25 protein-coding genes are annotated in these 26896 nt (G+C 72.2%); 17 read left to right on the forward strand and 8 right to left on the reverse strand.

Annotated elements, in window-relative coordinates; translation table 11 throughout:
- Window positions 1-568: 568 nt before the first annotated feature.
- A complete protein-coding gene (locus AAH991_RS27905; RefSeq protein WP_346228890.1) occupies window positions 569-1846 on the reverse strand; it encodes a hypothetical protein in 1278 nt (425 codons plus the stop codon).
- Here AAH991_RS27905 and AAH991_RS27910 point away from each other — a divergent pair.
- On the forward strand, window positions 1811-2839 hold the full coding sequence (locus AAH991_RS27910; RefSeq protein WP_346228891.1) for a tetratricopeptide repeat protein: 1029 nt from the start codon (window positions 1811-1813) through the stop codon (window positions 2837-2839). The two genes, AAH991_RS27905 and AAH991_RS27910, sit on opposite strands and share 36 nt — an antisense overlap.
- Before the next feature lie 93 nt (window positions 2840-2932).
- Here AAH991_RS27910 and AAH991_RS27915 read toward each other — a convergent pair whose 3' ends face one another.
- Complete coding sequence (locus AAH991_RS27915) at window positions 2933-3859, reverse strand: MBL fold metallo-hydrolase (protein WP_346228892.1); 927 nt, start codon at window positions 3857-3859, stop codon at window positions 2933-2935.
- A gap of 104 nt (window positions 3860-3963) precedes the next feature.
- Here AAH991_RS27915 and AAH991_RS27920 point away from each other — a divergent pair, with 104 nt between their 5' ends.
- Window positions 3964-4791 carry a single-stranded DNA-binding protein gene (locus AAH991_RS27920; protein WP_346228893.1) on the forward strand — a complete coding sequence of 276 codons (828 nt, stop codon included), beginning with the start codon at window positions 3964-3966 and terminating at the stop codon, window positions 4789-4791.
- On the opposite strand, the gene AAH991_RS27925 is transcribed toward AAH991_RS27920, so the two are convergent.
- The gene (locus AAH991_RS27925) at window positions 4766-5992 is read right to left on the reverse strand and encodes a DUF1015 family protein (RefSeq protein ID WP_346228894.1); all 1227 of its coding nucleotides are present in this window, start codon (window positions 5990-5992) and stop codon (window positions 4766-4768) included. The genes AAH991_RS27920 and AAH991_RS27925 overlap by 26 nt on opposite strands.
- Before the next feature lie 87 nt (window positions 5993-6079).
- Between AAH991_RS27925 and AAH991_RS27930 the strand changes: the two genes are divergently transcribed.
- The gene (locus tag AAH991_RS27930) at window positions 6080-6511 is read left to right on the forward strand and encodes a tetratricopeptide repeat protein (RefSeq protein WP_346228895.1); all 432 of its coding nucleotides are present in this window, start codon (window positions 6080-6082) and stop codon (window positions 6509-6511) included.
- A gap of 20 nt (window positions 6512-6531) precedes the next feature.
- Complete coding sequence (locus AAH991_RS27935; RefSeq protein WP_346228896.1) at window positions 6532-7536, forward strand: HAD-IIA family hydrolase; 1005 nt, start codon at window positions 6532-6534, stop codon at window positions 7534-7536.
- Between the two features lie 196 nt (window positions 7537-7732).
- Here AAH991_RS27935 and AAH991_RS27940 read toward each other — a convergent pair whose 3' ends face one another.
- A complete protein-coding gene (locus AAH991_RS27940) occupies window positions 7733-8080 on the reverse strand; it encodes an SCP2 sterol-binding domain-containing protein (protein ID WP_346228897.1) in 348 nt (115 codons plus the stop codon).
- A gap of 422 nt (window positions 8081-8502) precedes the next feature.
- Between AAH991_RS27940 and AAH991_RS27945 the strand changes: the two genes are divergently transcribed.
- The 13 genes from AAH991_RS27945 (at window position 8503) to AAH991_RS28005 (ending at window position 22362) form a co-directional block, all read left to right on the forward strand.
- A complete protein-coding gene (locus tag AAH991_RS27945; RefSeq protein ID WP_346228898.1) occupies window positions 8503-8724 on the forward strand; it encodes a hypothetical protein in 222 nt (73 codons plus the stop codon).
- A 73-nt stretch (window positions 8725-8797) separates the two neighbouring features.
- A complete protein-coding gene (locus tag AAH991_RS27950; protein ID WP_346228899.1) occupies window positions 8798-9607 on the forward strand; it encodes a TlyA family RNA methyltransferase in 810 nt (269 codons plus the stop codon).
- A 25-nt stretch (window positions 9608-9632) separates the two neighbouring features.
- Window positions 9633-10580 carry an NAD kinase gene (locus tag AAH991_RS27955; RefSeq protein WP_346228900.1) on the forward strand — a complete coding sequence of 316 codons (948 nt, stop codon included), beginning with the start codon at window positions 9633-9635 and terminating at the stop codon, window positions 10578-10580.
- Window positions 10581-10761: 181 nt separating this feature from the next.
- A complete protein-coding gene (gene recN, locus AAH991_RS27960) occupies window positions 10762-12531 on the forward strand; it encodes a DNA repair protein RecN (RefSeq protein ID WP_346228901.1) in 1770 nt (589 codons plus the stop codon).
- 304 nt (window positions 12532-12835) lie between these two features.
- A complete protein-coding gene (gene steA, locus AAH991_RS27965) occupies window positions 12836-14032 on the forward strand; it encodes a putative cytokinetic ring protein SteA (protein WP_346228969.1) in 1197 nt (398 codons plus the stop codon).
- Window positions 14029-15006, forward strand: coding sequence for a copper transporter (locus tag AAH991_RS27970; RefSeq protein ID WP_346228902.1), 978 nt, complete (start codon window positions 14029-14031; stop codon window positions 15004-15006). Before steA ends, AAH991_RS27970 begins: the two co-directional genes overlap by 4 nt.
- 40 nt (window positions 15007-15046) lie before the next feature.
- Window positions 15047-15994, forward strand: a complete 948-nt coding sequence (locus tag AAH991_RS27975) for a hypothetical protein (protein ID WP_346228903.1) — start codon at window positions 15047-15049, stop codon at window positions 15992-15994.
- Window positions 15995-16062: 68 nt separating this feature from the next.
- Window positions 16063-17715 (forward strand): murein biosynthesis integral membrane protein MurJ, encoded by a 1653-nt coding sequence (murJ, locus tag AAH991_RS27980; RefSeq protein ID WP_346228904.1) that lies wholly within the window; start codon window positions 16063-16065, stop codon window positions 17713-17715.
- A 218-nt stretch (window positions 17716-17933) separates the two neighbouring features.
- A complete protein-coding gene (locus AAH991_RS27985; protein WP_346228905.1) occupies window positions 17934-19046 on the forward strand; it encodes a glycosyltransferase family 4 protein in 1113 nt (370 codons plus the stop codon).
- 279 nt (window positions 19047-19325) lie between these two features.
- Window positions 19326-20339, forward strand: a complete 1014-nt coding sequence (locus tag AAH991_RS27990) for a TerC family protein (protein ID WP_346228906.1) — start codon at window positions 19326-19328, stop codon at window positions 20337-20339.
- A 139-nt stretch (window positions 20340-20478) separates the two neighbouring features.
- Window positions 20479-21138: a phosphatidylserine decarboxylase gene (locus AAH991_RS27995; RefSeq protein ID WP_346228970.1), complete on the forward strand. Its 660-nt coding sequence runs from the start codon at window positions 20479-20481 to the stop codon at window positions 21136-21138.
- Window positions 21125-21964: a CDP-diacylglycerol--serine O-phosphatidyltransferase gene (pssA, locus tag AAH991_RS28000; RefSeq protein ID WP_346228907.1), complete on the forward strand. Its 840-nt coding sequence runs from the start codon at window positions 21125-21127 to the stop codon at window positions 21962-21964. The genes AAH991_RS27995 and pssA overlap by 14 nt, the downstream gene beginning before the upstream one ends.
- 101 nt (window positions 21965-22065) lie before the next feature.
- The gene (locus AAH991_RS28005; RefSeq protein WP_030507339.1) at window positions 22066-22362 is read left to right on the forward strand and encodes a hypothetical protein; all 297 of its coding nucleotides are present in this window, start codon (window positions 22066-22068) and stop codon (window positions 22360-22362) included.
- A 43-nt stretch (window positions 22363-22405) separates the two neighbouring features.
- On the opposite strand, the gene menC is transcribed toward AAH991_RS28005, so the two are convergent.
- From menC to AAH991_RS28025, 4 genes are all read right to left on the reverse strand, one after another.
- Window positions 22406-23506: an o-succinylbenzoate synthase gene (gene menC / locus AAH991_RS28010; protein WP_346228908.1), complete on the reverse strand. Its 1101-nt coding sequence runs from the start codon at window positions 23504-23506 to the stop codon at window positions 22406-22408.
- 54 nt (window positions 23507-23560) lie between these two features.
- On the reverse strand, window positions 23561-24967 hold the full coding sequence (locus AAH991_RS28015; protein WP_346228909.1) for a GntT/GntP/DsdX family permease: 1407 nt from the start codon (window positions 24965-24967) through the stop codon (window positions 23561-23563).
- Window positions 24968-25089: 122 nt separating this feature from the next.
- Window positions 25090-25734 (reverse strand): MBL fold metallo-hydrolase, encoded by a 645-nt coding sequence (locus AAH991_RS28020; protein ID WP_346228910.1) that lies wholly within the window; start codon window positions 25732-25734, stop codon window positions 25090-25092.
- Window positions 25731-26648, reverse strand: coding sequence for a maleylpyruvate isomerase family mycothiol-dependent enzyme (locus AAH991_RS28025; RefSeq protein ID WP_346228911.1), 918 nt, complete (start codon window positions 26646-26648; stop codon window positions 25731-25733). Before AAH991_RS28025 ends, AAH991_RS28020 begins: the two co-directional genes overlap by 4 nt.
- Window positions 26649-26896: the final 248 nt, after the last annotated feature.

The raw sequence follows: 26896 nt of genomic DNA on the forward strand, positions 1-26896 counted from the left end.
ACCCCTTTTTTGTTTGTGGAGTCATGTCGTCTCTCCAACGTCAGGTAGAGCTGGCGGACGGGAGCGAAAGCGCCCATAGAGGCTCGGGCGGTGGTGGCGGCGCGCTAGGCTGGCAGTGCCGGGCCACCCCACGGGTGGCCTTCGTCGCATCGGACGAGAAGCGAAGGCTGCGGCGGACGCGATCTCAGCGGACCTGCGGCGAAACAACGTGTCTTCCCTGGAACTCATCGGGTATGGGGTGCATCCCCCAATAGTCAGGACATCGGGAAGACAGAGCCCTGCGGCCGGCGAACCGGACGCGGTGAGCAAGCAACAGAGGACAGAAGTGAACAGAGAAGACGGGCGCGACGGCGCGGGCCGTGGCGGAGACAACCGCGAAGAGAGCAGAGACCGGGGCGAGCGCGCCGGAGGATTCCGCGGTAACGGAGGAAGCGGCGGCTTCGGCGGTCGTTATGGAGAGCGGCGAGAAGGCTTCCGCAGCGACCGCGGCGAGCGTGGCGAGCGCCCGTTCCACTCCGACAGTCGCGGCTCCCGCGACCAGGGGGGTCAGTCCGGTCGACGGTTCGGTTCACGCGATCGCGATGACAGGCCGATCGGCTCCTACGGAGATCGTGAAAGGAGCGGCGGCTACCGCGACCGGGATGACCGCGGTCGCCGTCCCTTCGGCGCCTCGGATCGTGCGGGCGGCCGTACCGACGATCGCGGCGGGTACCGCGACCGCGACGGGGGGCGGAACTTCGACCGCGGCGGCGACCGGCCGCGCGGAGCCGGCGGCTTCGAGGGACGGCGGGATCGCACCTACCAGGACAGGGACGCCTCCAGGACCGACCGGCCGCGTCGCTCCTATGCGGACCGCGACGACTTCCGCGGGGGCCAGGGCTCCCGCGACCGCGACGAGCGCGGCGGCCGCCCGTCCCGGTCCGATGATCGCGGCAGCCGGCCGTACGGCGAGCGCCGCACCGATCGCCGGGAAGGCGGAGGGTACGGAGACCGGCCCCAGCGCCAGGGCGGCGGCTTCGGCGGACGTTACGGCTTCCGCGAGCGCGACAGCCGCGACAGCCGCGACAATCGCGACAATCGCGAGGGCCGGGAGAGCCGGGAAGGCCGCTCCTACACGCCTCGGTACGAGCGTGACGATCGTGACGGGTCCGGCAGTCGCCCGCCGCGGCGTCCGGACCAGGAGCGCGGTTACGGCCGTGACGACAGGGGTGGCAGGGGCAACGAGCGCCCGGACCGCCCCCGGCGTCCCTACGGCGACCGAGGCGGGGACCGGGGCCCGGATCGAGGATTCGGGGGAGGAGATCGGCCGCGCCGTCCGTTCGGCGACCGCGACGCCAGAGGCGGCGAGGACAGGCCCAGGCGTTCCTACGCCGACCGGCAGGACGCGGGCGGCGGTGACCGTTACCGTGACCGGGACTCCTCCTTCCGCGACAGGCCGCACCGTACGTCGACGGATAGGCCTGGCGGGTCCTTCCGCGACCGTGACGACAGACGTTCCGGCGGTGACCGTGAGGAAGGGACCCGGACGTTCCGTGGGCGTGCGCCCGGTTCCGGTGACCGGCCGCGGCGCGAGTCCGGCGGCGACCGCGGTGGCCGTCCCTTCGGCAGAGATCGTGACGAGTCCAGGTCCTACGGTGGCGACCGCGGCGCGGCGCGTCCCTTCAGCCGTGACGACCGGGGTGGCAGCCGGGCCCGCTACGGCAGGCCGGATGAGCCCAGCAGGCCGAGGACCCGCGAGGAAATCCCCCCGCTCGAGCCGGACATCACGCCGGACGAACTGGACCGGGAGGCGCGCGCGGAGCTCCGCTCGTTGCCGAACGACCTCGCGGACCTCGTGGCCAGCCATCTGGTGGCGGCCGCCCGCGCGCTGACGGCGGAGGAACCGGAGAAGGCGTACGAGCACGCCAAGGTGGCCCGCCGCTTCGCGGGCAGGATCGGCGTGGTCCGTGAGGCGACCGGGATCGCCGCCTACCACGCGGGTCAGTACGCCGAGGCGCTCGGCGACCTTCGCGCCGCGAGGCGGATCACCGGCTCGGACGAGTACCTGCCGATCATGGCGGACTGCGAGCGCGGCCTTGGACGGCCCGAGCGGGCACTCGACCTCGTCCGGTCTCGTGAGGCCGAACGGCTGGACCGCGCGGGCCGGATCGAGCTGGCCATCGTGGAGTCCGGGGCCCGTCGTGACCTCGGTCAGCACGACGCCGCGGTCATCACGCTGCAGCGGGTTCCGGAACTGCGTGACCCTCAGCCCAAGCCCTGGTCGGCGCGGCTGGCCTTCGCGTACGCGGACGCCCTTGCCGACGCGGGCCACGAGGAGGCGGCGACCGACTGGTTCGCCCGCGCCATGGCGTTCGACGAGGACGGCGAGACCGACGCGGCCGAACGCTACGCCGAGCTGACCGGCGGACTCATCGAGGACCTGGAGGAGGACCACGACGAGTCCGCTCCCGAGGGCGGCGACATCCTCGACGACCTCCCCGACGAGGAGGAGGAAGACGGGGAGGAGACCGGCGACGAGGACACCGCGGAGACCGTCGAGGACGAGGAGGAGCAGACCGGGATCCCCGGGGATGGCTCCTCCGGCGACTCTGCCGGCGAGGTCGTCGCGGCCGTCGAGCCCGCGGACGACAGGTCCGCGGATGACGGCTCGGCGGACGAGGACGCGCACGTACCCGCGAAGTCCTCGACCGCGAAGGAGGCGTCCGGTGCCGACGAGACCGACCGGCCTTCGGAGAAGGAGAGCGGGCCGTCCTACGGCCCCGCGTTCATCGAACCGAACTTCGGGGACGTGCTCGACGATCCGGAGGACTCCGAGGACCGGGTGAAGCGCCAGCCCTGAGCTGTTCGAACGGGCGTCGCGTTGGCGGCGCCCGTTTCCTTTTGCCCCGGCAGAAGCCGCCCGCAGCCTCCGCCTCCGACCGAGAGGCCGAGGTCAGCGCGGAGCGCGGTCCAGCCAGTGCATGATTCCCGCGACGTTCGACGGCGCGCCGCTCAGCAGTTCGAACTGCTCGGCGGTGGCCGCGTCGGCGCGCAGCGCGGCGTACCGCTCCCGCGTCCGGTCGCGCACCATGGCGACGGCGTGGTCGAGGTCGAGGCCCTCGGCCCTGGCGCGCTTCGTGAGGTCCACCCAGAGCCGGAGTTCCTCGGCGGACCGTTCGAGGGTCGTGGGCACGTCCGCCACGGGCCCGTAGTGGCTGAACAGCAGCCGCTGCGGTTTCAGCGCCGTGAACAGCGCTATCGAGTCGAGAGCGACGTCGAGGTCGAAGTCCGGCGGCGGCGTGGCGGGCCGGAGGTCTCCGGTCTCGGGCAGATACACGCCGGCGGCGTCGCCCACGTAAAGGTCCCCCGTGAGCGAGTCCAGCAGGCCCACATGGTGCTTGGCGTGACCGGGGGAGTAGTGGCTCGCCAGGGTGCGGCCGTTGCCCAAGTCGATCGTCCCGGTGTCGCCCAGGGCCCGGATGCGGGCAGCGTCGGTGGGCGCGAGAGTGCCGAACAGTACGTCGAGCTTGTCGCCCCAGACCATCTTGGCGCTCGCCATGAGCCGGGACGGGTCGGCGAGATGGCGGGCGCCCTTCTCGTGGACGACGATCTCGGCGGACGGGTAGTAGCTCGCGATGTCTCCCACGCCGCCCGCGTGATCCAGGTGGATGTGGGTCACCACGACGGTCGCGAGATCGTCCGGTCCCACCCCGAGGGACGACAAAGCGTCCCTGACCACGGGAGCCGAGGTCGAGGTGCCGGTCTCGACCAGGCACGGACGGTCGCCGAGGATCAGGTAGCCGGCGGTGATGCCGGAGTAGCCCGCCATCCGCGTGTCGATCTCGTAGACGTCGCCGCCGAGTGGAGTCACGTTGTCCACAGCCCACTCCTGTAACTAGAACCGGTATCCACAGAATGGCATTCAGGACGTTGCCGGCCCAACCTGGTCGCGCACGATGATCTCCGTGGCAGAGAGGAGATCACATGCACCGCAACGAGGTGACGCTCGCGGGGCGGCTGTCCAAGGAACCGGCGCACCGGGAACTGCCGAGTGGAGCCCTGCTGACACAGTGGCGCCTCGCGGTCCGCAGGCCCGGAGACCGCCCGGGCTTCCAGCGGTCCGACGCGATCGAATGCGCGACGTTCGACGACGGGGTGCGCGACATGGTGGCCGGGTGGCAGGTCGATGATCTGATCGAGGTGGAAGGCGCGCTGCGCCGCCGCTGGTGGCGGGGCGGCAGTCGCTACGAGGTCGAGGTGCGTGGGGCACGCCGCATCGAACAGGCCGTGCCCGCCGGGAGACGGCGCAGGAAAACTCCCCGCGCCGATGACACCACCGCCACCGGGGACGCCGCCATTGGGGACAGCACCGTTGGGACCGCCCGAGTTGACGCCGAGGCTGAGACCGCTCAGGCATGCGCCGGCGCTGCGGCCACTGATGCCCGCAAGGCTACAGTGCGGGGCGAAACCGCTCAGGCACGTGCCGGGACTGAGGTGGCTCAGGCATGCGCCGGCGCTGAGGCGACTGATGTCGGCGAGACCGTGGCGCGTGGCGAGGCCGTGGCGCGTGGCGAGGCCGTGGCGCGTGGCGAGGGGGTGGTGCGTCGGGAGGGGGTGGTGCGTCGCGAAGGGGTGGCGCGGAGCGAGACTGCAGAGGCGTCCTCCGGCCGCGCGGCTCAGCCCGCCGGACTTCCGGGTTCTCCCGGCGGGCAGGCTGCGGTGTCTCCCGCGCCGTCGTCCTGCGGGCAGCATGTCGCCGGCTCCTCGCGGCCCGCCGGCGAGACGGTCAGTCAGTGGCGAAGGTCCGCATGACCAGGCCCGTCCTGGGCTTGGGACCGAACGAGGTCGACTTGCGCGGCACCCGCTCGCCCTGCGCCGCGACGGTGAGGACGTCCTCAGTGGACAGCGGATTCAGCAGCACCGCCGTTCCGCCGAGCCGGCGCGCCCTGTCCACGGCGGCGAGCGCGTCATGGTGCACGACCATCACCGACTGCTCGCTGTCGGTGATCCCCCACACCTTCGGCAGGAGGAACGCCGTGAGGATCGAGGTGTCGAGCATCCGCCACCGCGCGGACTGCTCGGACGGCATGGCGTGCTCGACCTGCAGCGGGTCCGGATCCGTCAGCAGGTGGGCGGGGCCGTCACCGGCGAGCACGAAGGCGGGGCCGGTCGCCGTGGCGAGACCCGCGAGGGCGTCCTCGACCAGGGGGAACTCGTGGACCTGCCAGGCGCCCTTGGCCCGGGCGGCGGCCTCCTGCAGGGGCAGCCCGGGAATGACCCGGTGGATGGCCCTGAGGTCGGGCGGGTAGACCGTGGAGTCCACCAGATACGCCAGGCCGTAGTCCCAGGGCCCGGGCCCGATGTGGTCCTTCTGCAGCGCCTCGTAGGTGGCGTAACGGTGGTGACCATCGGCGATCAGCGCCTGGCGATGACGCAGGTCCTCCGCCACGGCGTCGATCTCGTGGGCATCGGTGACCGCCCAGAGCCGGTGGTGCACGCCCTCACGGGTGCGGACGTCCATCAGGGGGAATCGCTGTGTCGCCACGTCGTCGACGAGCCGGGAGGCCGTGCCGCCGCCCTCGTACAACAGGAAGATCGGCTCGAAGTTGGCCTGCGTGGCCCGCATCAGGGCGAGCCGGTCGGCGACGGGCTCCGGCAGCACGTTCTCGTGCGGAAGGATCGAGGCCGACCCGACCCCCACGCCGCCGATCAGGCCCCGCTGCAGGAAACCGACCCCGCTCTGCTCGTACACGTACAGGGCGGGCAGGGAGTCGACCGCCAGGACTCCCTCGGCGAGCCACTCGTCCAGCGCGGCGCTCGCCTCCCCGTAATGGCTGATACCGGGAAGGATCAGGCGCACTACGTTGTTCGCATGACGACTGAGCAGTTCCCGCAGTTCCTCGGGGGAGATGAGGTCATACGGCGGGGAGGTGACAGCGGCCAAGTCGTCCACCGCGTATCGGACGCCGTGGAACGGACGTAGCACCAGTCCCGCCCGTTCAGAACTCTCCATACCGGGCATGTTGCCATAAGTGCCCGGACTCCCCGACGCTGCGGTGCCCGGTTGCTTGCGAAATCGGAGTGCAGGAGGGCTTACCCGATGATCGAAGGACGAAACGAGGCATCTGCTTCTTCCAATGATCCGGGCGGTACGCCTTCCGGTGGTGTCTACGAGTGGTTCCAGCGCGGCATGCGACTGCTCGAGGAGGGCAGCCCGGCCGCGGCCGCGGCGATTCTGGAGCACGCCGCACGGGCCGAGCCCGACTCGCGCAGCATCCGTGAGGCCCTCGCCCGCGCCCAGTTCAACTCCAAGCGATACGACGAGGCCGCGGGCAGTTTCCGCTGGATCGTCGACGCCAATCCCGCCGAGGACTACGCCTACTTCGGTCTGGGCCTGTCGCTGTGGCGCAGCGGAGACGTCGAGGGAGCGCAGGAGCCGCTCGCGGTTGCGGTGGCGATGCGCCCCGACCTCCGGCACTACGTGTCCGCGCTGAAGCAGGTCCGGGCCACGCTGCGCGCGAGGCGTGCGTGACCGTAGGCCATACTTCCGCCATGTCTGAAATCACCGGCACTCTCGCGGACGCCTACGACACGTTGTTGCTGGACCTCGACGGTGTCGTCTATCTCGGGAGACAGGCGGTCCCCGGTGCCCCCGAGGCGCTGGTGAAGGCCCGGGACCTGGGTGTGCGGCTCGCGTTCGTGACGAACAACGCGAGCCGCACACCGGGGGCGATCGCACAGCACCTCAATCATCTGGGCGTTCCGGCCGCCCCGGCGGATGTGGTCACATCCGCCCAGGCGGCCGCCCGGCTGATCGCGGAACATGTGCCGGCGGGCTCGGCCGTCTTGGTCGTGGGCGGCATGGGACTGCGGATGGCGCTGCGCGAGCACGGCCTGCGTCCCGTCACGACGGCCCTGGACGCTCCCGCCGCCGTGGTGCAGGGGATCGCCGAGAACCTGTCCTACGGGCTGCTGTCCGAGGGCGCACTCGCCGTACGCCGGGGAGCCTGGTTCGTCGCGGCCAACGGCGATACGACGATGCCGACGGGCCGGGGCAAACAGCCAGGGAACGGGGCGATGAGCCGCGTGATCGCCACAGCCACGGGTGTCGAGCCCGTGGTCGCGGGCAAGCCGGAGCCGCCGCTGCATCGCGAGTCGATGATCCGCACCCGCGCGGAGCGGCCGCTGATCGTGGGGGACCGGCTCGACACCGACATCGAGGGCGCCACCCGGGCCGGCGTCGACAGCCTGCTCGTGCTGACCGGCGTCGCCGGCCCCCTCGACGTGCTCACCGCCGCGCCCCGGCACCGGCCCACCCACATCGCCGCCGACCTGTCCGGTCTGCACACGCCCGTGGTTCCCGTACGGCGGGGTTCGGGGGGCTGGACCTGCGGCGGATGGACGGCCGCCTGGCAGGACGGGAAGCTCGTGCTGGCCGGGGAGGGCGACCCCGTCGAGGGGCTGCGCGCCGCGTGCGCCGCCACCTGGGAAGCCGCGGGGGACGGTCAAGCGGACGAGGACGCGGTCAAGGGCGCCCTGGCGTCGCTCGACAGCTGACCGGGGTTGAGAGCGGCGGCCGTGCACGCCCCAGGTGCCACTCGGGGCTTCACGCGATCACTGATTCACGTGGTGGGCGGGTGTGTTTTCGCCAGGGCGGCCGTTCACGAGGTGACGGCCGCCGCTTCGAACCGGCCGCCGAGGTATGGCGCGTCTCGCTGTCCGACGCCCGCTCGGCGGGTACGCGAGGGAGCGGTCAGAGGAGCTTGCGCAGGCGCAGCAGGTCGCCGAGGCTGGCGTCGATCTTGACCCGGCCGCCGAGCAGCGCGCGGCCCATGTCGAGTTCGCCGTTCACCATCGAGATCAGGTCCTCGCTCTTGAGCGTCAGCTTGACCTCGGCGGGCCGCCCGTCCTCCGGGGGCACCTCCTTGAAGGGGTCGAGCCCGTTCCGGTGGAGGCGGCCGTAGAACGTCACGCCGATATCGGAGATCCGGCAGGCCAGCCGGCGTTCGACCACGTGCTTGGCACGGTCCTCCTCGCTGATCTCGTCGAACTGCTCGACGAGCTTGTCCAGCGCCGCCCGGCATTCCTCGACGGTCGCCATGCGCCTGCCTCTCTCCTCGCGGACCGTGTCCCCTCGTGAACCGCTTCTCCTCGTGCCGTGCGCGGATCACCGGTCGACGATGTGATTTCCCCTCTACCTACCGACAGTAGCTTTCCACCGGTGGGCTGCGCGAAATCCGCGCCGGGTCACGGAACGGCAACGGCGACGGGGGTGAGAGCATGCGAGGGAATGTCCCGCCGTTCACGGCGAACGGCCGGATGGCGCACGATCGTCGGTGGCGTCCGATAGCGTCGAGGCGACCAGCGCCGTCGCGGGCCCGTACCGGGGACCTGGCGGTATTGGCCGTGTGCGCGTACGACACGTCCGGGGCCGGTCCCGGCGAGAGCACGGGCCGAGGCCCCGGTGTGAGCGTGGCGCCGCGCGCGGGAGATCATGACGGGGCAGCCCAGCGGGAAGGGACCATGACGGACAGCGGTATCGCGGCCGGGGAACACCTCGCCTCGGGCGCCGACGGCGTGCAGGCCGCGCTGTCGCCTCTCGGACGGCTGGCTCACGTGCCGGTGTCCGAGCACGTGGGCGTCTTCGAGCAGGTCCTGGCCGGTCTCGAAGCGGTGCTCGCGTCCGTGGAGGATGCCGGGGGACCGCAGACCGGAGCCGGCGGCAACGAAGAGAGCGACCGGTGAGCGCCACGAGAGCGGCCGCGATCGCCGGGAGCCGGAGACACCCGGCACGCGCCCGCGCGGCGGGACGGGTCCGGTGAAGCGCGTCCGGCTGGACAGCGAGCTCGTACGCCGGGGGCTCGCCCGTTCCAGGGAGCAGGCGGTCCAGCTCATCGAGGCGGGCCGGGTCAGTGTCGGAGGCCGGGTGGCGGGCAAGGCGGCAACCCAGGTGGACACCGCCGCACCCATCGTGGTCGCCGAGGCGGCGCAGGGCCCCGACTACGTGTCCAGGGGCGCGCACAAGCTGCTCGGCGCGCTGCGCGCGTTCGAGGGGCTGCGCGTCGAGGGGCGCCGATGCCTCGACGCGGGAGCCTCGACCGGCGGCTTCACCGACGTGCTGCTCAGGCACGGCGCCGCCCACGTGCTCGCGGTCGACGTGGGGTACGGCCAGCTCGCCTGGTCGTTGCGCACCGACGAGCGGGTCACGGTGATGGAGCGGGTCAACGTCCGCGACCTGACCCCGGAGATGGTGGGCGAGCCGCCGACGCTGATCGTCGGGGACCTGTCCTTCATTTCCCTCCGGCTCGTCCTGCCGGCCCTGGCGGGCTGCGCGGCCGATGTGGCGGAGTTCGCGATGCTGGTGAAACCTCAGTTCGAGGTCGGCAAGGAGCGCGTGGGGTCGGGAGGCGTCGTACGCGACCCGGCCCTGCGGGCGCAGGCGGTGCGGGACGTCGCGGCGTCGGCGCGCTCGCTGGGCCTGACGGTCAAGGGCGTTACGGCGAGCCCGTTGCCGGGGCCGTCCGGAAACGTGGAATACGTGCTGTGGCTCGGGAAGGGGCAGGGACACGAGCCCGTGCCCGACGTGGACGCCGCGATCGACACGGCGATCGCGGAGGGACCCCGGTGAGCGCGGACGGCGAGGCGTGGAGACGATGAACGCGATGAGCACGGGCGGCGCGGCGGGCGACCGGGCGGACGCCAAGAGGACCGTCCTGGTGACGGCACACACGGGACGGGACGCGGCCGTGCGCAGCGCCCGCCTGGTCGTGGAACGGCTGATCGAGGCGGGCATCAACGTCCGGGTGCTCGACGAGGAGGCCGCGGAGCTCGGCCTCGTCCACGCGGAGGTCGTCCCGGAGAACGGTGCGGCGCTGGAGGGGGCCGAGCTGATCATCGTCCTGGGCGGTGACGGCACGCTGCTGCGCGCGGCGGAACTGGCCCGTCCGGCCGCGGTGCCGCTGCTCGGCGTGAACCTTGGCCATGTGGGCTTCCTCGCCGAGGCGGAGGTGGAGGACCTGGCGTCCGTGGTGGACCGGGTGGTCGAGGGCAGCTACGAGGTCGAAAAGCGCATGACGGTCGAGGTCGTCGTGCGCCTCAACGGCTCGGTGCTCGCCCGGACCTGGGCGCTCAACGAGGCGTCGGTCGAGAAGAAGGACCGCATGCTCGAGGTCGTGGCCGAGATCGACGGCCGTCCGCTGTCGCGCTGGGGATGCGACGGTGTGATCTGCGCGACCCCCACCGGGTCGACGGCGTACGCGTTCTCGGCGGGCGGCCCGGTGGTCTGGCCCGAGGTGGAGGCGCTGCTCCTCGTGCCCAACAGCGCCCACGCCCTGTTCGCCCGGCCGATGGTGGTGTCGCCGAAGTCCACGCTCGCGCTGGAGATCCTCCCCGAGACCAGCGCCGGCGTGCTGTGGTGCGACGGGCGCCGCCGCTTCGACATCCCGCCCGGCGCCCGCGTGGAGGTCCGCAGGGGCGAGGTGCCGGTGCGGCTGGCCCGCCTGCTCGGCGTGGAGGCCACCGGGGCGCCCTTCACCGACCGTCTGGTGGCGAAGTTCGGCCTGCCGGTGCAGGGCTGGCGGGGCCGGGTGCGCACCGGCTGACCGTAAAGGCGCCGCAGTCCACAGCGCAGTGTGCCGGTTGGTGGTGATATGCCGGATGACCAGGCATTTCGTGTCCACAGATTCTCGTTCGGGTCGCGGGATGGACACGCCGTCCTCGAAAATCTTGACGAGTTACGCGTAGGATCTCTGGCGAGTTCGGTCGGCAAAACGGGAGGGACCAGTGCGGCCACGGGTCGAGGAGGTCCGCATCCAGGGGCTCGGCGTGATCGACGAAGCCATCCTGGAGCTGTCACCGGGATTCACCGTCGTCACGGGTGAGACGGGAGCCGGCAAGACGATGGTCGTCACCGGTCTCGGCCTGCTGTTCGGAGGGCGGGCCGACCCGGCCAGGGTCCGGCCGGGCGCCGACAAGGCCACGATCGAGGGCACGCTCGTCATCGAGCCGGGAGGCCGCGTGGCCCAGCAGGTCGCCGACGTCGGCGGCGAGGTCGAGGACGGGCAGCTCATCATCTCCCGGTCGGTCTCCGCCGAGGGCCGCTCCCGCGCCTGGCTGGGCGGTCGTGCCGTGCCGGTGGGCACGCTGACCTACATCGCCGACGACCTCGTGGCCGTGCACGGCCAGATGGACCAGCAGCGGTTGCTGCAGCCCGGCAGGCAGCGCGCGGCGCTCGACCGTTACGCCGGCGACGAGCTGATCAAACCCCTGCGGGCCTACGAGCAGGCATACAAGCGGCACAAGCAGGTGGGCGAGCTGCTCCACGAACTGACCGTCAAGGCCAGGGAGCGGACGCAGGAGGCCGACGTGCTGCGGTTCGGCCTGGACGAGATCGAGAAACTGGAGCCCCGGCCGGGGGAGGACGCCGAGCTGAAGGAGGAGGCCGAGCGGCTCTCCCACGCCGACGCGCTGCGCACCGCCGCCACGACCGCGCACACGGCACTGCTCGGTGATCCGATGTCGGGCGCGCAGGACGTGCAGGACGCCGTGTCGCTGCTCGGTCATGCCAAGGCGGCCGTGGAGTCGGTGCGCGACTTCGATCCCGCGCTCGCCGGGCTCGCCGACCGTCTGGCCGAGGCAGGTTATTTGGTCTCCGACGTGGCCACCGAGCTGGCCGCGTACGCCGAGTCGGTCGAGGCCGACCCGGCGCGGCTCGCCGCGGTGCAGGAGCGCAGGGCCGCGCTGAACGGGCTCATGCGCAAGTACGGCGAGGACGTCACGGCGGTTCTCGCGTGGGCGCAGCGGGCCGCCGAGAGACTGACGGAGCTCGAAGGCGACGACGAGCGCATCGAGGAGCTGACGCGGGAGCACGGCGAGCTCACCGAGCGGCTGGGCGAGCTGGCGGGTGAGCTGACAGCCATCCGCACCGCCGCCGCCGACCGGTTCGGCAAGGCGGTGACCGAGGAGCTGACCGCCCTCGCCATGCCGCACGCGCGGGTGAGCGTGGCGATCACCGCCATCGACGGCTTCGGCCCGCACGGCGTGGACGAGGTCGAGCTCCGGCTGGCCTCGCACCCCGGCGCGCCGCCGCTGCCGTTGACCAAGGGCGCCTCGGGCGGTGAGCTGAGCCGGGTGATGCTCGCCATCGAGGTGGTCTTCGCCGGCGCCGACCCCGTGCCGACGTTCGTGTTCGACGAGGTCGACGCAGGCGTGGGCGGCAAGGCTGCCGTGGAGATCGGCAGACGGCTGGCCAAGCTGGCCAGGACCGCGCAGGTCATCGTGGTCACCCACCTGCCGCAGGTGGCGGCCTTCGCCGACCAGCACCTCGTGGTCGAGAAGGCGAGCGACGGCAGCGTGGTCCGCAGCGGCGTCGTGACCCTCGACCGGGAGGGGCGCGAGCGGGAGCTGTCGCGGATGCTCGCCGGCCTGGAGGACTCCGAACTCGGCCGGGCGCACGCGGCGGAGCTGCTGTCCATCGCCGCCGCCGACAAGACCGCCTGGGAGAAGCAGGCCTCGGGCGGGTCCAAGCGCCCGGGCCGCCGAAGCGCCGGCTGAGCGCCGCGCGCCGGCGTCCCGGCTGAGCGTGTGCGCTCCGAGTCCGTCCCCGGCCCGCCCGGGGCATACACTCGGCGGGGCGCGCGCGGGGGTGACGTTTGGGTCGGGGCGCGCCGGGAAGCAGTCAAGCCCCGGGAACGAGGGGGCGAGGAACGGGGGTCGGACGGCGTCGCGGAAGGTGTGCGTCAACCCCGGCTGCCCCCGGTCGGCGCACCTCGGCAACATCCCTGACTTGCAGTGAGAAAACAGACGAGCCGTGGGGTGTGGAAGCGTGGCGGTCGCCGCCTCTGGCAGGATGGTCATGATGAAGGTCCCGAGCTTGAATGTTCCGGGCCTCCGCCGCAGGAAGGCCGACGGCCTTCCCGGGGTGACGGCAGTGGCGAGAATCGACAGGCGGACGAAGAGGCTGACCAAGCGCCTCAAGCCCGGGGAAATCGCGATTATCGATCACGTCGACATCGACCGGGTCAGCGGGGAGGCTCTCGTCGCATGCGGTGTGGCGGCTGTGGTCAACGCCGCCGCGAGCATCAGCGGCCGTTACCCCAACCTCGGGCCGCAGATTCTCATCGACGCGGGCATCCCTCTGATCGACAACGCGTCGCCGGACCTGTTCGAGCGGATCGCGGACGGCGACGTGATCCGCGTCCACGAGGGCATGGTCTACCTCGACGAGGAACTCATCGGCAAGGGGCAGCCGCAGACCGCCGAGAGCGTCGAGGCGGCGATGACCGAGGCCCGCGCGGGCCTGGCCGTACAGATCGAGGCATTCGCCGCGAACACGATGGAGTACGTCCGGCGTGAGCGCGACCTTCTGATCGACGGGGTCGGCGTGCCCGACATCCGCACCTCCCTGGAGAACCGCCACGCCCTCATCGTGGTGCGGGGTTACCACTACAAGGAGGACATCGCCACGCTGCGGCCGTACATCCGGGAGTACCGCCCGGTGCTGATCGGCGTGGACGGCGGGGCGGACGCGCTGCTCGACGCGGGGTACGTGCCCGACATCATCGTTGGCGACTTCGACTCCGTCTCGGAGAAGGCGCTGTGCTGCGGCGCCGAGCTGGTCGTCCACGCCTACCGCGACGGGCGGGCTCCGGGGCTGGAGCGGGTGCACAAGCTCGGCCAGGAGGCGGTCGTGTTCCCCGCGACCGGGACGAGCGAGGACATCGCCATGCTCCTCGCCGACGACAAGGGCGCCACGCTGATCGTCGCGGTGGGCACTCACTGGACGCTCGACGAGTTCCTGGACAAGGGCAGGTCGGGCGCGGCGAGCACGTTCCTCACCCGCCTGCGGGTGGGCAGCAAGCTGGTGGACGCCAAGGGCGTGAGCAGGCTCTACCGCAGCCGGATCTCCACCCCCTCCCTCCTGCTGCTCGTGGCCACCACGCTGGTCACGATCGGCGTCGTGCTCTCGGTGTCGCCGATCGGCCAGGTGTGGCTGAACGGCCTGCGCGTGGCCTGGAACGGCTTCATCTTCTGGCTGGTCGGACTTTTCTCGTGATCGATTTCCGTTATCACCTCGTCTCGATCGTGGCGATCTTCCTCGCGCTCACGGTCGGCATCGTGCTGGGCAGCACCGTGCTCGAGCCCACGTTCTTCAAGTCGGCCGAGGAGATGACCGCGTCACTGCGGAAGGCCAACGAGAGCAACCTGGCCCAGATCTCGCAGTTGCAGAGCCGCGAGGAGGGCAGCGACTCGCTGGTCACGACCCACCTGCCCGAGCTCGTGCGCGGCCACCTCGCCGGGGAGCGCGTCGTGCTCGTCGAGGCTCCGGGCGCGTCGGCCGCCCTGCGCGACCCGATCGAGAAGCTCGTGACGAGCGCGGGCGCCGTCTACAGCGGCAGGGTCAGCTTGACCGATAAGTTCATCGACGCCGAGCAGGCGAACGTGGTGGACGGGCTGGCCGTCAATCTCGCCCCGGCCGGCACGGTATTCCCCGACGGGGCCACGCCGTACGACAAGGCCGCGGCGATGCTCGCCGGCGCGATCGTGACCAACGACCGTGCGCAGGCGGGCCGGGCCAATCCCGCGGCCACCGGTGTGCTGGAGGCGTTCCAGGCCGGCGACTTCCTGACCCTGAAGGGCGATCCGGAGCAGCGCGCCACGATGGCCATCCTGCTCGCGCCGTCCCAGCCGTACGAGGGAGAGGACGCCGACCGGCAGACGAACGCGGTCGTCTCGGTGGCGGCCGGGCTCGACACCGGCGCTCTCGGCACCGTCCTCGCGGGCACCGTCACCGCCTCCGGCACGGGCGGGGTCATCGCGGCCCTGCACGACACCGGCGGCGTGGCCTCCGCCGTCTCGACGGTCGACACCGTCGATTTCGCCGCGGGCCGTGTGGTCGTGGTCTACGCTCTGCGGGAGCAACTGACCGGCAGGTCCGGCGCGTACGGCGTCGGCAGCGGCGCGACGGCGTTCGAGCCCGCGGTGACCGCGCCCAGCGAGACCCCCACCCCGGTGGCGAGCCGGGGCTGAGCCGCCGGCCGGCACACCAACGGAGAGAAGGGCAACAGCCGTGGCCACACGTTCCCAGGCCGGCACCCGCGCCGCCGCGGCGCTCGGGGCCGCCGTCGGCGCCGCGCTCGGCGCCGTCGCCGCGCGTGCCGCGTTCGCCGCGTTCCGGCGCCGCCCGCCGATCGGCGACGAGAAGACCGCCGACGAGTACTGGACCCGGGTCAACCACCGGGGCGAACCGGTCACGCTGCTGGAGGGGCCGGCGTTCGCCGCCGGCGCGGTCGCCGCCTCCGCCCTCGCCCCCGGACTGCCCATGCGCGCCCGCGCGGCGGCCGTCCTCGCCGGCGCGGGCAGCGGCGTCCTCGGCGCCTACGACGACCTGTTCGGCTCGACCTCGTCGAAGGGGTTCAAGGGCCACTTGGCCGCGCTCGCACGCGGCGAGGTGACCAGTGGCGCGGTCAAGATCCTCGGCATCGGCGCGACCGGGCTCGCCGCGGCGGCGCTCGCCCCCCGCGACGGCCGGAGCATGGTGACGCGGTCTCTCGACACCCTCGTCGACGGCGCGTTGATCGCCGGCAGCGCCAACCTGGCCAACCTGTTCGACCTGCGGCCCGGCCGCGCGATCAAGGTCGGGCTGCTCGCCGGGGCACCTCTGCTGGCCGCCTCGGTCGCGGCGCCGTACGGCCCGCGCTCCCGCCAGGCGGCCGCGCTGACCGCCGTTCCGCTGGGCGCGGCGGCGGCGCTGCTGCCCGAGGACCTGGGCGAGCGGGCGATGCTCGGCGACGCCGGGGCGAACGCGCTCGGCGCGCTGCTCGGCCTGGCGGCCACCGCCCGGCTGGGCAGGCCCGGCAGGATCGCCGCCCTCGGTGCCGTCGCCGCTCTCACCGCGGCCTCCGAGAAGGTCAGCTTCACCAAGGTCATCGCCGGCAACCGGGTGCTCAACCGCCTGGACATGCTCGGCCGCCGCGCTCCGCAGGCCGCCCCGGGCACGTCGGGGCCGCGCGGGTGACCTGGACGACCAGGGTCGTCCGCGGAGGCGTACGGCACCGGCATGGATAAGCGGCGTGGGTAAGCGGCATGGTTAGACGGCTCGGGGCGGGGATCGCCGGGGCGGCGGTCCTCATCGGGGTCATCACGGTCCTGGCGCGGGTGACCGGTTTCGCCAAGCAACTGGCGTTCGCGCGCACGGTCGGCACGAACTGCCTGGCCACCGCCTACTACTCGGCCAACAACGTGCCGAACATCGTCTTCGAGGTCGTGGTGGGCGGCGCGCTCGCCGGGATGGTCGTCCCGGTGCTCGCCGGGGCCGCCGCCAGATCGGACGGCGGGGCGCGTGCGGAGGTCGGCCGGATCGCCTCCGCGCTGCTGACCTGGGTGATCGTGCTGCTGGTGCCGCTCGCGGCGTTGACCGCGCTGGTCGCGGGGCCGGTGGCGCGGCTGCTCGTCGGCTCCGAGGTGGCGCACTGCGACGTCGGCCAGGTCGCGGCCGTGGCCGCGCGCATGCTGGTGGTCTTCGCGCCGCAGATCCCGTTGTACGGCATTGCGGTGGTGCTCTACGGCGTGCTGCAGGCCCACCGCCGGTTCTCGGGGCCGGCGCTGGCGCCATTGGTGTCGAGCGTGGTGGTCGTCATCGCCTACCTGGCCTTCGGGCCGCTCAGCGGTGGCCACAGGGACCCCGCCACGGTGCCGGGACCGGCGGAGATCGCGCTGTCGGCGGGCACGACACTCGGCGTGCTGGCCCTGGTGGTCACCGTGGTCGGGCCCGCATGGCGGCTCGGCCTGCGGTGGCGGCCCACGCTCCGCTTCCCCGAGGGCGTCGCCGTACAGGTGCGGCGGCTCGCCCTGGCCGGGCTGAGCGCGCTGGTCGCCCAGCAGGCCGCCGCGGCCATCCTGATCCCCGTGGCCAACCGCGTCGGCGGGGGCGCGCTGCCCGCGTACAACTACGCCTGGGCGATCTACCAGGTGCCGTACGCCGTGCTGGCGGTGCCCATCGCGACCAGCGCGTTCCCCGCGCTCGCCGCGCGGGCGCAGACCGAGGGCGAGGGCTTCGCGGCGCTGGCGGCGCGAACGACCCGCGCGGTCGTGCTGGTCTGCGGCCTGGCGGCCGGCGCGCTGGCCGCCATCGCGGGACCGGTCGCCCACGTTTTCCTCGCCCAGGCGGACACCGACGTCGCCGCGGCCGAGTTCGCCCGGGGGATCGCGCTGTTCGCGCCGGGGCTGATCGGGTACGGCCTGGTGGCCCACCTCAGCCGGGTGCTGTACGCCGCGGGGCAGGGCAGGGCGGCGGCCCGGGGGCAGGTCGCCGGATGGCTGGTCGTGGCCGTCGCCCAGGTGGCGTTCGTGCTCGTGCTGCCGGACGGCTGGGGTCTGGGCGGGCTCGCGCTCGGCCAGGCGGCCGGCATGACGGTGGGGGCCGCGCTACTGCTGGCCTCGGTCGTGCGGGCGCGGGGAGCGCGGGCCGTCCACGGCGTCACGCGGGCCGCTGTGGCAGCACTGCTGGGCGGGGGCGCGGGTTTCCTCGCGGGCGCGGCGGTCGCAAGGCTTCCCCTGGCGGGGGAGGGGCCGTGGGGCGGTCTCCTGACGGCCGCTCTGGCCGGGCTGACGGCCGTGGTCGCGGGGCTCCTCGTCGCCGCGCTCGTGGACCGCGCGGATCTGGCCGCCGCCCTGTCCGGAGTCAGACGCGGAAGAGGCGCGAGTCCGGCGGATCCGCCGGCCGAGGAGACGGTGTGAGCGAGCGAATGGTTGGACGCGGTGCCTGGCGCATGCTGCTCCGAGCCGCAGGCGAGGAGGTCGCATGAGCGAGCGTAGCGAGCGAATGGTTGGACGCGGTGCCTGGCGCATGCCGCTCCGAGCCGCAGGCGAGGAGGTCGCATGAGCGAGCGTAGCGAGCGAATGGTTGGACGCGGTGCCTGGCGCATGCCACTCCGAGCCGCAGGCGAGGAGGTCGCATGAGCCGGATAGTGCTCGTGCTGGGGTCGAGCGTGGGAGGTGTGGGCCGGCACGTGCGGATGCTCGCCGGCGGGCTGGTCGCCCGGGGGCACCGGGTGCTGGTCGCGGGCCCCGGCAGCACCGAGGAGGCCTTCGGCTTCACCGGCATCGGCGCGGGCTTCGCCGAGGTCGAGATCGCCGACCGGCCGCATCCCGCGCACGACCTGCGGACCGCCCTGCGCCTGCGTACGCTCGCCCGCGGCGCGGACGTCGTCCATGCCCACGGGCTGCGGTCCGGGGCGCTGGCCGCGCTCGCCCTCACCGGGGCGCGGGGATGGCCGCGTCTCGTGGTCACCCTGCACAACGCGGTCACGGCGGGCGGGGCGATCGGGACGGTCTACCGGCTGCTGGAACGGATCGTCGCCCGGCGTGCGGACCGCGTTCTGGCGATCTCGCCGGACGTCGCGGAGCGCATGCGGGCGAGGGGCGCGCGCGGGGTGGACCTCGCGGTGGTGCCCGCGCCGCCGCTCGCGGAACCCGCCCGCCCGGCCGAGAAGGTGCGGGCGGAGATCGCCGCCCGGCTGTCCGGCGCGGCGGACGCGGCACAGCCCGCGCGGGAGCGTCCGATCCTGCTCACGGTCGCCCGGCTGGCCCAGCAGAAGGGCTTGGAGACGCTGCTCGACGCGGCGGCAGGGCCGTACAAGGGGGACCCGGTCTTCGTGATCGCGGGCGACGGGCCGTTGCGCGCGGAGCTTCAGGCCCGTGTCGACGCCGAGGAACTGCCCGTGGTCCTGTACGGCTGGGCGGACCCGGCCGATCTGCTGCAGGTCGCGACGGCGGTGATCGTGCCCAGCAGATGGGAAGGGCAGCCGCTGAGCGTCCAGGAGGCGCTGCGGGCGGGCAGGCCGATCATCGCCACCCGGGTGGGCGGCATCCCGGAGATGGTGGGCGAGGCGGCCCTGCTGGTGCCGCCGCAGGACCCGGGCGCGCTGAGCCGGGAAATCGGCCGCCTGCTCGGCGATCCCGCCCTGGCCGCCCGCCTGGCGCAGGCCTCCGTACGCCGGGGCCGGGAACTGCCCGACGAGGACGCGGCGCTGCGCGCGGTGCTCAGGGCGTACGGGCTGGCGTCGTAGCGGGGATCGTGGTGGCGGGAGGGTGCGAACACCCTCCCGCGCCGGTGACACAAGACCCCCGGTCCGGTGAGCCGTCGTGGTTTCGGTCGAGGATCGCCGACGTTCCGGCAAGGATTAGGTGAGGCTAAGTCTGATCCATATACTGGACGGGTTGGGGGGGAGTATCCCTTCGCGGCGGTTCCGTCATCACGGTGTCAGCACCCGGGGCCGTCGGTCCGCCGTGCGCGTACGGGCGGGAGAGACCTCCGGCAGTGTGTTCAGCGCGCGCCGGAGGTAGTCGTGGTACATGCACCGCTGTGGTTGTGGGCCCTGGTCATCGTGGGTCTCCTCGTCGTGGTCGCCGTCGACCTGTGGATCGTGGATCGGGGTGAACCACGCGAGTTCTCGATGCGGCAGGCCGGTATCTGGGTGGGCTTCTACGTCTGCCTGGCGGTGCTGTTCGGCATCGGGTTAACGATTTGGGAGGGACCCGGGACCGGTGGCGAGTTCTTCGCGGGCTATCTGACGGAATACAGCCTCAGCGTCGACAACCTGTTCGTCTTCTACATCATCATGACCCGCTTCGGGGTGCCCCGGATCTACCAGCACAAGGTGCTGCTCGTGGGCATCGTCCTCGCGCTCATCATGCGCGGGATCTTCATCGCCGTCGGGGCCGCCGCACTGAGCCGCTTCGGCTGGCTGCTGTACGTGTTCGGGGTGTTCCTGATCTACACGGCGTACACGCTGATCCGGGACCACAACAAGGAGGACGAGGAGTTCAACGAGAACATCCTCCTGCGCTGGGCCCGGCGGGTCTTCCCGACCACCCCCGACTACGTCGGCTCCCGGGTGACCGTGCGGGTGGACGGCAAGCGCATGGTGACGCCCATGCTGATCGTGATGATCGCCATCGGGACCACGGACCTGCTGTTCGCCCTCGACTCGATTCCGGCCATCTTCGGCCTCACGAAGGCGGCGTTCATCGTGTTCTCCGCGAACGCGTTCGCCCTGATGGGACTGCGTCAGCTCTACTTCCTGCTCGGCGGTCTGCTGCAGCGGCTGGTCTACATCAGCTACGGATTGGCGTTCATCCTCGGTTTCATCGGGGTTAAGCTGATTCTCGAAGCACTTCACGAGAACGAGGTCTCCTGGGCGCCTCAGATCCCCATCTGGGTGTCGCTGGCGGTCATCGGCGTCACGATGGCCGTGACCACCGTCGCCAGTCTGATCAAGGCTCGCCGCGACGACAGAACCATCACTCCGGCGGAAGCCTCGCAAGCGGAGGCCTCTCAGGCGGAAGCCCCGCAGGGCTAGCGAAAACGGGCAGTCACCCTGTTTGCTTGTTCTCGTTGTGCCACGCATTGACTGCCGGATCGGTAATATCGATCGTTAGCTCGCATGCCGGTCCATAGTCGCCAGAAGAGTACAAAGGTCATCTGTGTCCAACGAATCGTTGCCCCGCGGCCCTGAATCCGGGCTCGCGCAAAGTGCCCGGGGACGAGTCAGGCTCGCACGTGGGGTCTCCCCGTGGCTGGCTCCGACCGCCGCGGCGGCGGCCGTCACCGCCCTTCTCACTCGTAGGTCGCCCCGTTGGGCGCTGGCCGCGGCGCCACTCGCCGCACTCACCGGCGGGATGCTGTGGTTCTTCCGCGATCCCGAGCGCGTGCCCGGCGAGGGCAGGCTCATCTCGCCCGCCGACGGCGTCGTGCAGAGCATTGACCCCTGGCCGGACGGCCGGACCCGGGTCGCGATCTTCATGAGCCCGCTGAACGTACACGTCAACCGGGCGCCCGCGGCCGGCACGGTCACCTCGGTCGAGCACGTGCCCGGCGGTTTCGTGCCCGCGTTCAACAAGGACAGCGACAAGAACGAGCGTGTCGTCTGGCATTTCGACACCGTGCTCGGAGACATCGAGATGGTGCAGATCGCCGGCGCCGTCGCGCGCCGCATCGTGCCGTACCTGTTCGCGGGCGCGAAGGTCGTCCAGGGCGAGCGGGTCGGGCTGATCCGTTTCGGCTCCCGGGTGGACGTCTACCTGCCCGAGGGCATCAGGCCGGCGGTGACCGTCGGCACCCGGACCGTCGCGGGGGTGACACGTCTTGACCACGTCTGACCTGGGAGCCGAAGCCTCCTGGCCGGTGGAGGAGGCGACCGAGGAGCCGCGCGGCCCCGTCGGCAAGGCCTTCCGCCTGTCGGCCGCCGACTCCCTTTCGCTCGGCAACGCACTCAGCGGCTTCCTCGCCGTCTGCGTGCTCGCCTGGTCGGCGATCAGCGACCTGCAGGCCAGCGGCAAGTTCGCCCCCGACCCGCGCTTCTTCGGCACCGCCGTGGTGCTGCTGCTCATCGGCGCGACCTGCGACCTGTTCGACGGCCTGGTGGCGAGGAAGTTCCGCGCGTCCGCGATGGGCGCCGAGCTGGACAACCTCGCCGACGTGATCAGCTTCGGCTTCGCGCCCGCCTTCATGGTGATGATCTGGGCCGGGTTCTCCGGCAAGCTCCCGCTGTGGCTGGTGCTGTGCGCGGCCGGGTCCGTCCTGCTCGCCGGCGTCGTACGGCTGGCCCGCTTCGCCTGCGTGAAGACCAAGAGCGGCGACTTCATGGGCCTGCCGATCCCGATGGGCGCCATGACCGTGGTGTCGATCGTGCTGCTCTTCCAGCCGAACTACGTCACGATCGCCGCCATCTTCGGTGTGGCCTGGCTGATGGTCAGCCGCATCGAGTACCCCAAGCCGAAGGGCAACCTGGCGGCCGTCGTGCTGGCCTGGATGCTGATCAACGTGGCGTGCCTGACGATCTGGGCGGCCGGTCTCGCCGGCGGCGACCAGCTGATCAAGGTGGGCGCCACGATGCAGATCGCGATCGTCTCCGCGATTCCGCTTCGGGTTCTCATGTTCAAACAGCAGCAACGCAGGGAACGACGCTCGGAGAACGCGGGCTGACGTCGTCGCACGGACAGGGCCCCGGTCGGCTGGGGCCCGCCATCTCGGGCCCGGGCCAATCACGTGGAGAAAACGCCTAGTCCAATGGAGCCCTGGTCGCCATGCCTCGTGAGCACACCCGGACGTACTTTCTCGGAAAACTGGCCCGCGAGCTTGAGCTGCGGGGGCTGGAGGCGTCCCTGCGCCCCGACCCGCCGTCGCTGAAGGTCCGCGACCCGGACGCGGCGCTGTTCACCGAGACCGTCGACTGTGTCGCGATGTCGGACGGCTGGTTCTACCGCTGGTCCTGGGGCGACGTGGTGGAGAGCGCGGAGGAGCCCGCGCTCGCGGCCGACCGCATCGTCAAGGTCTTCACCACCGGCGAGCCCCGGCCCCACCCCGCGCTCGGCGACGCCTGACCGGCCGTCCCCCGCGCCCGGCGGCGCCTGACCGCTCGCCCGCTCAGAGGCGGATCCACTCCGTCGCCGTGGTGACCTCGTCCAGGACGTCCGGGAGGGGGTCCACGCCCAGCCCGGGGCCGTCCGGCACGTCGAGGTGCCCGCCGTCCAGCTCGAACGGCCGGGTCACGTCGGTGTGGAAGTAGCGCCGGGAGGCGGAGGTGTCGCCCGGGAGCGTGAAGCCGGGCAGCGCGGCCAGCGCCACGTTGGCCGCCCGGCCGATGCCGGTCTCCAGCATGCCGCCGCACCAGACCGCGACGCCGTGCGCGCGGCACAGGTCGTGGATGCGCCGGGCCTCCAGGTAACCGCCGACCCGTCCCGGCTTGATGTTGATCACCGAGCACGCGCCGAGGCTGATCGCCGCGGCCGCGTGGGCCGCCGACTCGACGGACTCGTCCAGGCAGATGGGCGTGCGGATCGACCGGGCGAGCCGGGCGTGCTGGACGAGGTCGTCGTCGGCCAGCGGCTGCTCGATAAGGAGAAGGTCGAAGTCGTCAAGCCGGGCCAGGTGCCGGGCGTCCGCGAGCGTGTAGGCCGCGTTGGCGTCCACCTGGAGCAGCAGCTCCTCCCCGAACCGCTCGCGGACCGCGCGGACCGGCGCCACGTCCCACCCCGGCCCGATCTTCAGCTTGACCCGTACGTACCCCTCCTCGACGTACGCCCCGACGGTGTCGAGCAGTTCGGCCACCGAGCCCATGATCCCGACCGAGACGCCGCAGGGGACGCGGTCGCGGGTGGCGCCGAGGAACCCGGCGAAGGACTCGCCGGCGATTCGGAGCGACGCGTCGAGCACCGCCGCCTCCAGTGCGGCCTTGGCCATCCGGTGACCCTTGAACGGCGCGAGGGCGGGCCCGACGGCCTGGGGGTCCAGCCCGCGGGGCAGCGCGGGAATCAGGAAACGCCGCAGCACGTCGGCCGCCGCGTCCACGTACTCGGAGGAGTAGAGCGGCTCGGACATCGCCACGCACTCGCCCCAGCCCTCGGCCTCCGGCGTCACCACCCGCACGAGAAGGACGTCGCGTGCGGTCTCGGTGCCGAACGACGTCCGGAACGGTGCGACGAGCGGCATCGCGATCCGGCGCAGTTCGATTCCAGTGATCTCCATGAGGTGCCCGGCTCCAGGGGAAGGACGGTGTGCGCCGTTCACTATACGGACGTCTCAGACCACCAGTCCGAGCAGGAGCACGCAGCAGAACGACACCACGGAGATGACCGTCTCCATGATCGACCAGCTCCTGATCGTCTCGCCGACCGACATCCCTAGGTACTCCTTGACCAGCCAGAACCCGGCGTCGTTCACGTGGGAGAAGAACAGCGACCCGGCGCCGATGGCGAGCACGAGCAGGGCGACGTGGGCAGGGGACTGGCCGGCGGCCAGCGGTGCGGCGATCCCGGCCGCGGAGATCGTGGCGACGGTCGCGGACCCGGTGGCCAGCCGGATGCCGACGGCGATCAGCCAGCCGAGCACCAGCACGGGTACGCTCGCGCCCTGCGCGGCCTCGCCGATGACCTTGCCGACGCCCGAGTCGACCAGGGTCTGCTTGAATCCCCCGCCCGCGCCGACGATGAGCAGGATTCCGGCGATCGGCGGCAGCGAGTCGGCGATCACCGAGGAGATCCGGGCCCGGCCGAAGCCCGCGGCGCGGCCCAGCGTGAACATCGCCACGATCACCCCGATCAGCAGGGCGATCAGGGGAGTGCCGAGGACCTCGAACACGGTGCGCACCGCGTGGTCCTCCGGCAGGACGATCTCCACGACGGCCCGGCCCAGCATCAGCACGACCGGCAGCAGGATCGTGGCCACCGTGACGCCGAAGCCGGGCCGGGGGCGCTCCCGGTCCTCGGGTTCCGCGTCCTCCGTCTCCGGGGTCTGTTCGCGTTCGAGCCGTTCCGGCGGCGCCGGTCGCACCCACCGGGCGGCGAGCCTGGCGAACAGCGGGCCGGACACGATCACGGTCGGGATCGCCACCAGCAGGCCCAGCCCGAGCGTGAGCCCGAGGTCCGCCTTGAGCGTGTCGATCGCGACCAGCGGCCCGGGATGCGGGGGCACCAGGCCGTGCAGGACGGACAGGCCCGCCAGGGCGGGGACCGCGATCAGCAGCAGCGGACGGCCGCTCCGCCGGGCCACCAGCAGGATGACCGGGATCAGCAGGACCAGCCCGATCTCGAAGAACATCGGCAGCCCGATGAGCACCGCGATCAGCGTCACCGCCCATGGCAGCGTCCGGTCGCCGCTGCGGCGCAGGATGCCGTCGACGATCTCGTCGGCCCCGCCCGAGTCGGCCAGGAGCTTGCCCAGCATCGCCCCGAGGGCGATGAGCACGCCGACTCCGGCGACGGTCGAGCCCAGGCCGGCGGAGAAGCTGTCGATCAACTTGCCGGGGGCCATGCCGGCCACCAGGCCGAGCACGCCCGAGCCGAGCGCGAGAGCGAGGAACGGGTGGGTCCGCAGCTTGGTGATCAGCAGCACGATGACCGCGATGCCGGCCAGGGCGGCCACGATCAGGCGGGTGTCGTGGCCGCTCCACGCGGCCGCGCCGGCGAGTGGGGTCATGAGGGGGGTCATCCGGGGGCTCCTCCGACGGTCCGTGCGGTAGCCGCTGCCCCGCAGGAGCCCTCCGAATCACATGCGCCCGCCCCGCCGGAGCACGCGCCCCGGGGCGGGAGGCCGGTCCCGCCCCGCGTCAGTCACCAGCCGCGGGCCTTCCACTCCGGCAGGTGCGGCCGCTCGGCACCGAGGGTGGTGTCCCTGCCGTGGCCGGGGTAGACCCAGGTCTCGTCGGGCAGGCGGTCGAAGATCCGTTCCACGACGTCGGTGAACAGCTGCTCGAACCGGGCCGGGTCCTTCTGCGTGTTGCCGACGCCGCCGGGGAACAGGGAGTCGCCGGTGAACAGATGGCGGTCCTGGTAGAGCAGCGCGATCGAGCCGGGGGTGTGGCCACGCAGGTGGATGACGTCCAGCGTCACCACGCCGACCGTCACCCGGTCGCCGTGCTCGACCTCCCTGGTCACCTTCACCGGCAGTTCGGGGGCGTCGAGCGGGTGGGCGACGGTCTGGGCTCCGGTGGCCCGCGCGACCTCCTCCAGGGCCATCCAGTGGTCGGGGTGCCGGTGGGTGGTCACGATCGCGCTGATCGGCATGTCGCCGATGAGCTCGAGCAGCCGGTCGGGCTCGGCCGCCGCGTCGATCAGCACCCCGTCGCCGGTCTCCGCGCACCGCAGCAGGTACGCGTTGTTGCCGAAGTCGCCGACCTCGATCTTCGAGATCGTCAGCCCCGGGACCTCGCGCACGTCGGCGGGCCCGTCCTTGGTGACGTTTCCGGTATAGGTCATGATCGTTCCTCTCTGGGTTCCCGGCTCCGGTTCCCGGCGGGCGGCCAGGACGGCGGTGGTTCGGCGGGCAGTTCCGCGGGGGACGGCCTCGGCCACGGCGGCGGGGACGGCGGCCCCCCGGCCGCGTCGCGCCGGAGGCGCGCGTCGGGAGTGTCGCGCCGGAGGCACGCGTCGGGAGTGTCGCGCCGGGGGCGCGCATCGGAGGTGCCGTGCCCGGTAGGCGCCTGTGACGCACCGAGTCGCAGGCCCGCGCCGTCGGTCCTGCCCGCGAGCCACGCGAGCAGCTCGCGCGGCGTCCCCTCCACGACGGGGCCGTCGCCGAGGCCCGTCCAGGTCCTCACGACCTCGCCGGTGCCCGGCTCGCGGGCGACGACCTCGCCCGCCGGGCTCTCACTGCCGAGCCAGAGCATCGTGTCGTGCAGCTCTCGTCTCACGTACGTCTCGGGCCAGTCGGCCCACCCGTAGCCTGCCCCGAGGTCGGCGTGGTGCACCTCGACCTCCCTGAGCCGCCGGATCGGGACGTACCAGGCGGGGTGGTCGGGCGGGTTCATCCCCGCGACCATCGCGGTCCACGCCTCGGCGGGCATCCCCCTGATCGCCGCCGCGAACCGCTCGGCGCTGTCGCGCAGGTCGGCGAGCTGCTCGGCGGCCGGGCGGGCCGCGCCCGCCTCGATGTCGGCCTCGCGGGCCCGCGCCGAGGCGTACTGCGGGGTGCGCACCCCCGTGCGCGCCCAGGACAGCAGGTTGACGTAGCTGTCGGCGTTGCGGGCGACGTGCGTGAGCACGTGCCCCCGCGTCCAGCCGGGCAGCAGGGACGGCGCGCGGAGATCCTCGTCGGTGAGGCGGGCGGCGGTCGCCAGCAGGCGCCCGGTCGCCTCGGCGAGCTCCCGCTCGATCTCGTCGATAACGGACATGGAGGCAATCATGGCCCCTGGCACCCCCGGCCGCCGTCCCCGCACCCGGCAGGGAAGAGGACGGCGTCCGCGGCGGTTGTATGAGCAGGGGTTTCCTGCGGATGGCAGGCACCGGTTTGACGAAGCTCATACCCTGGTTCACGGAGCGTGTCCCACACAGCACGCGGGGCCGCCCCCTCCGGCCGCCGGACGATGCCCCCCGAAATTGTCGGTGGCTCTGGATAGCCTGCCCGTGCACCTCCATTCAC

Origin of the sequence: Microbispora sp. ZYX-F-249 (assembly GCF_039649665.1) — a bacterium.
Lineage (GTDB): Bacteria > Actinomycetota > Actinomycetes > Streptosporangiales > Streptosporangiaceae > Microbispora > Microbispora maris.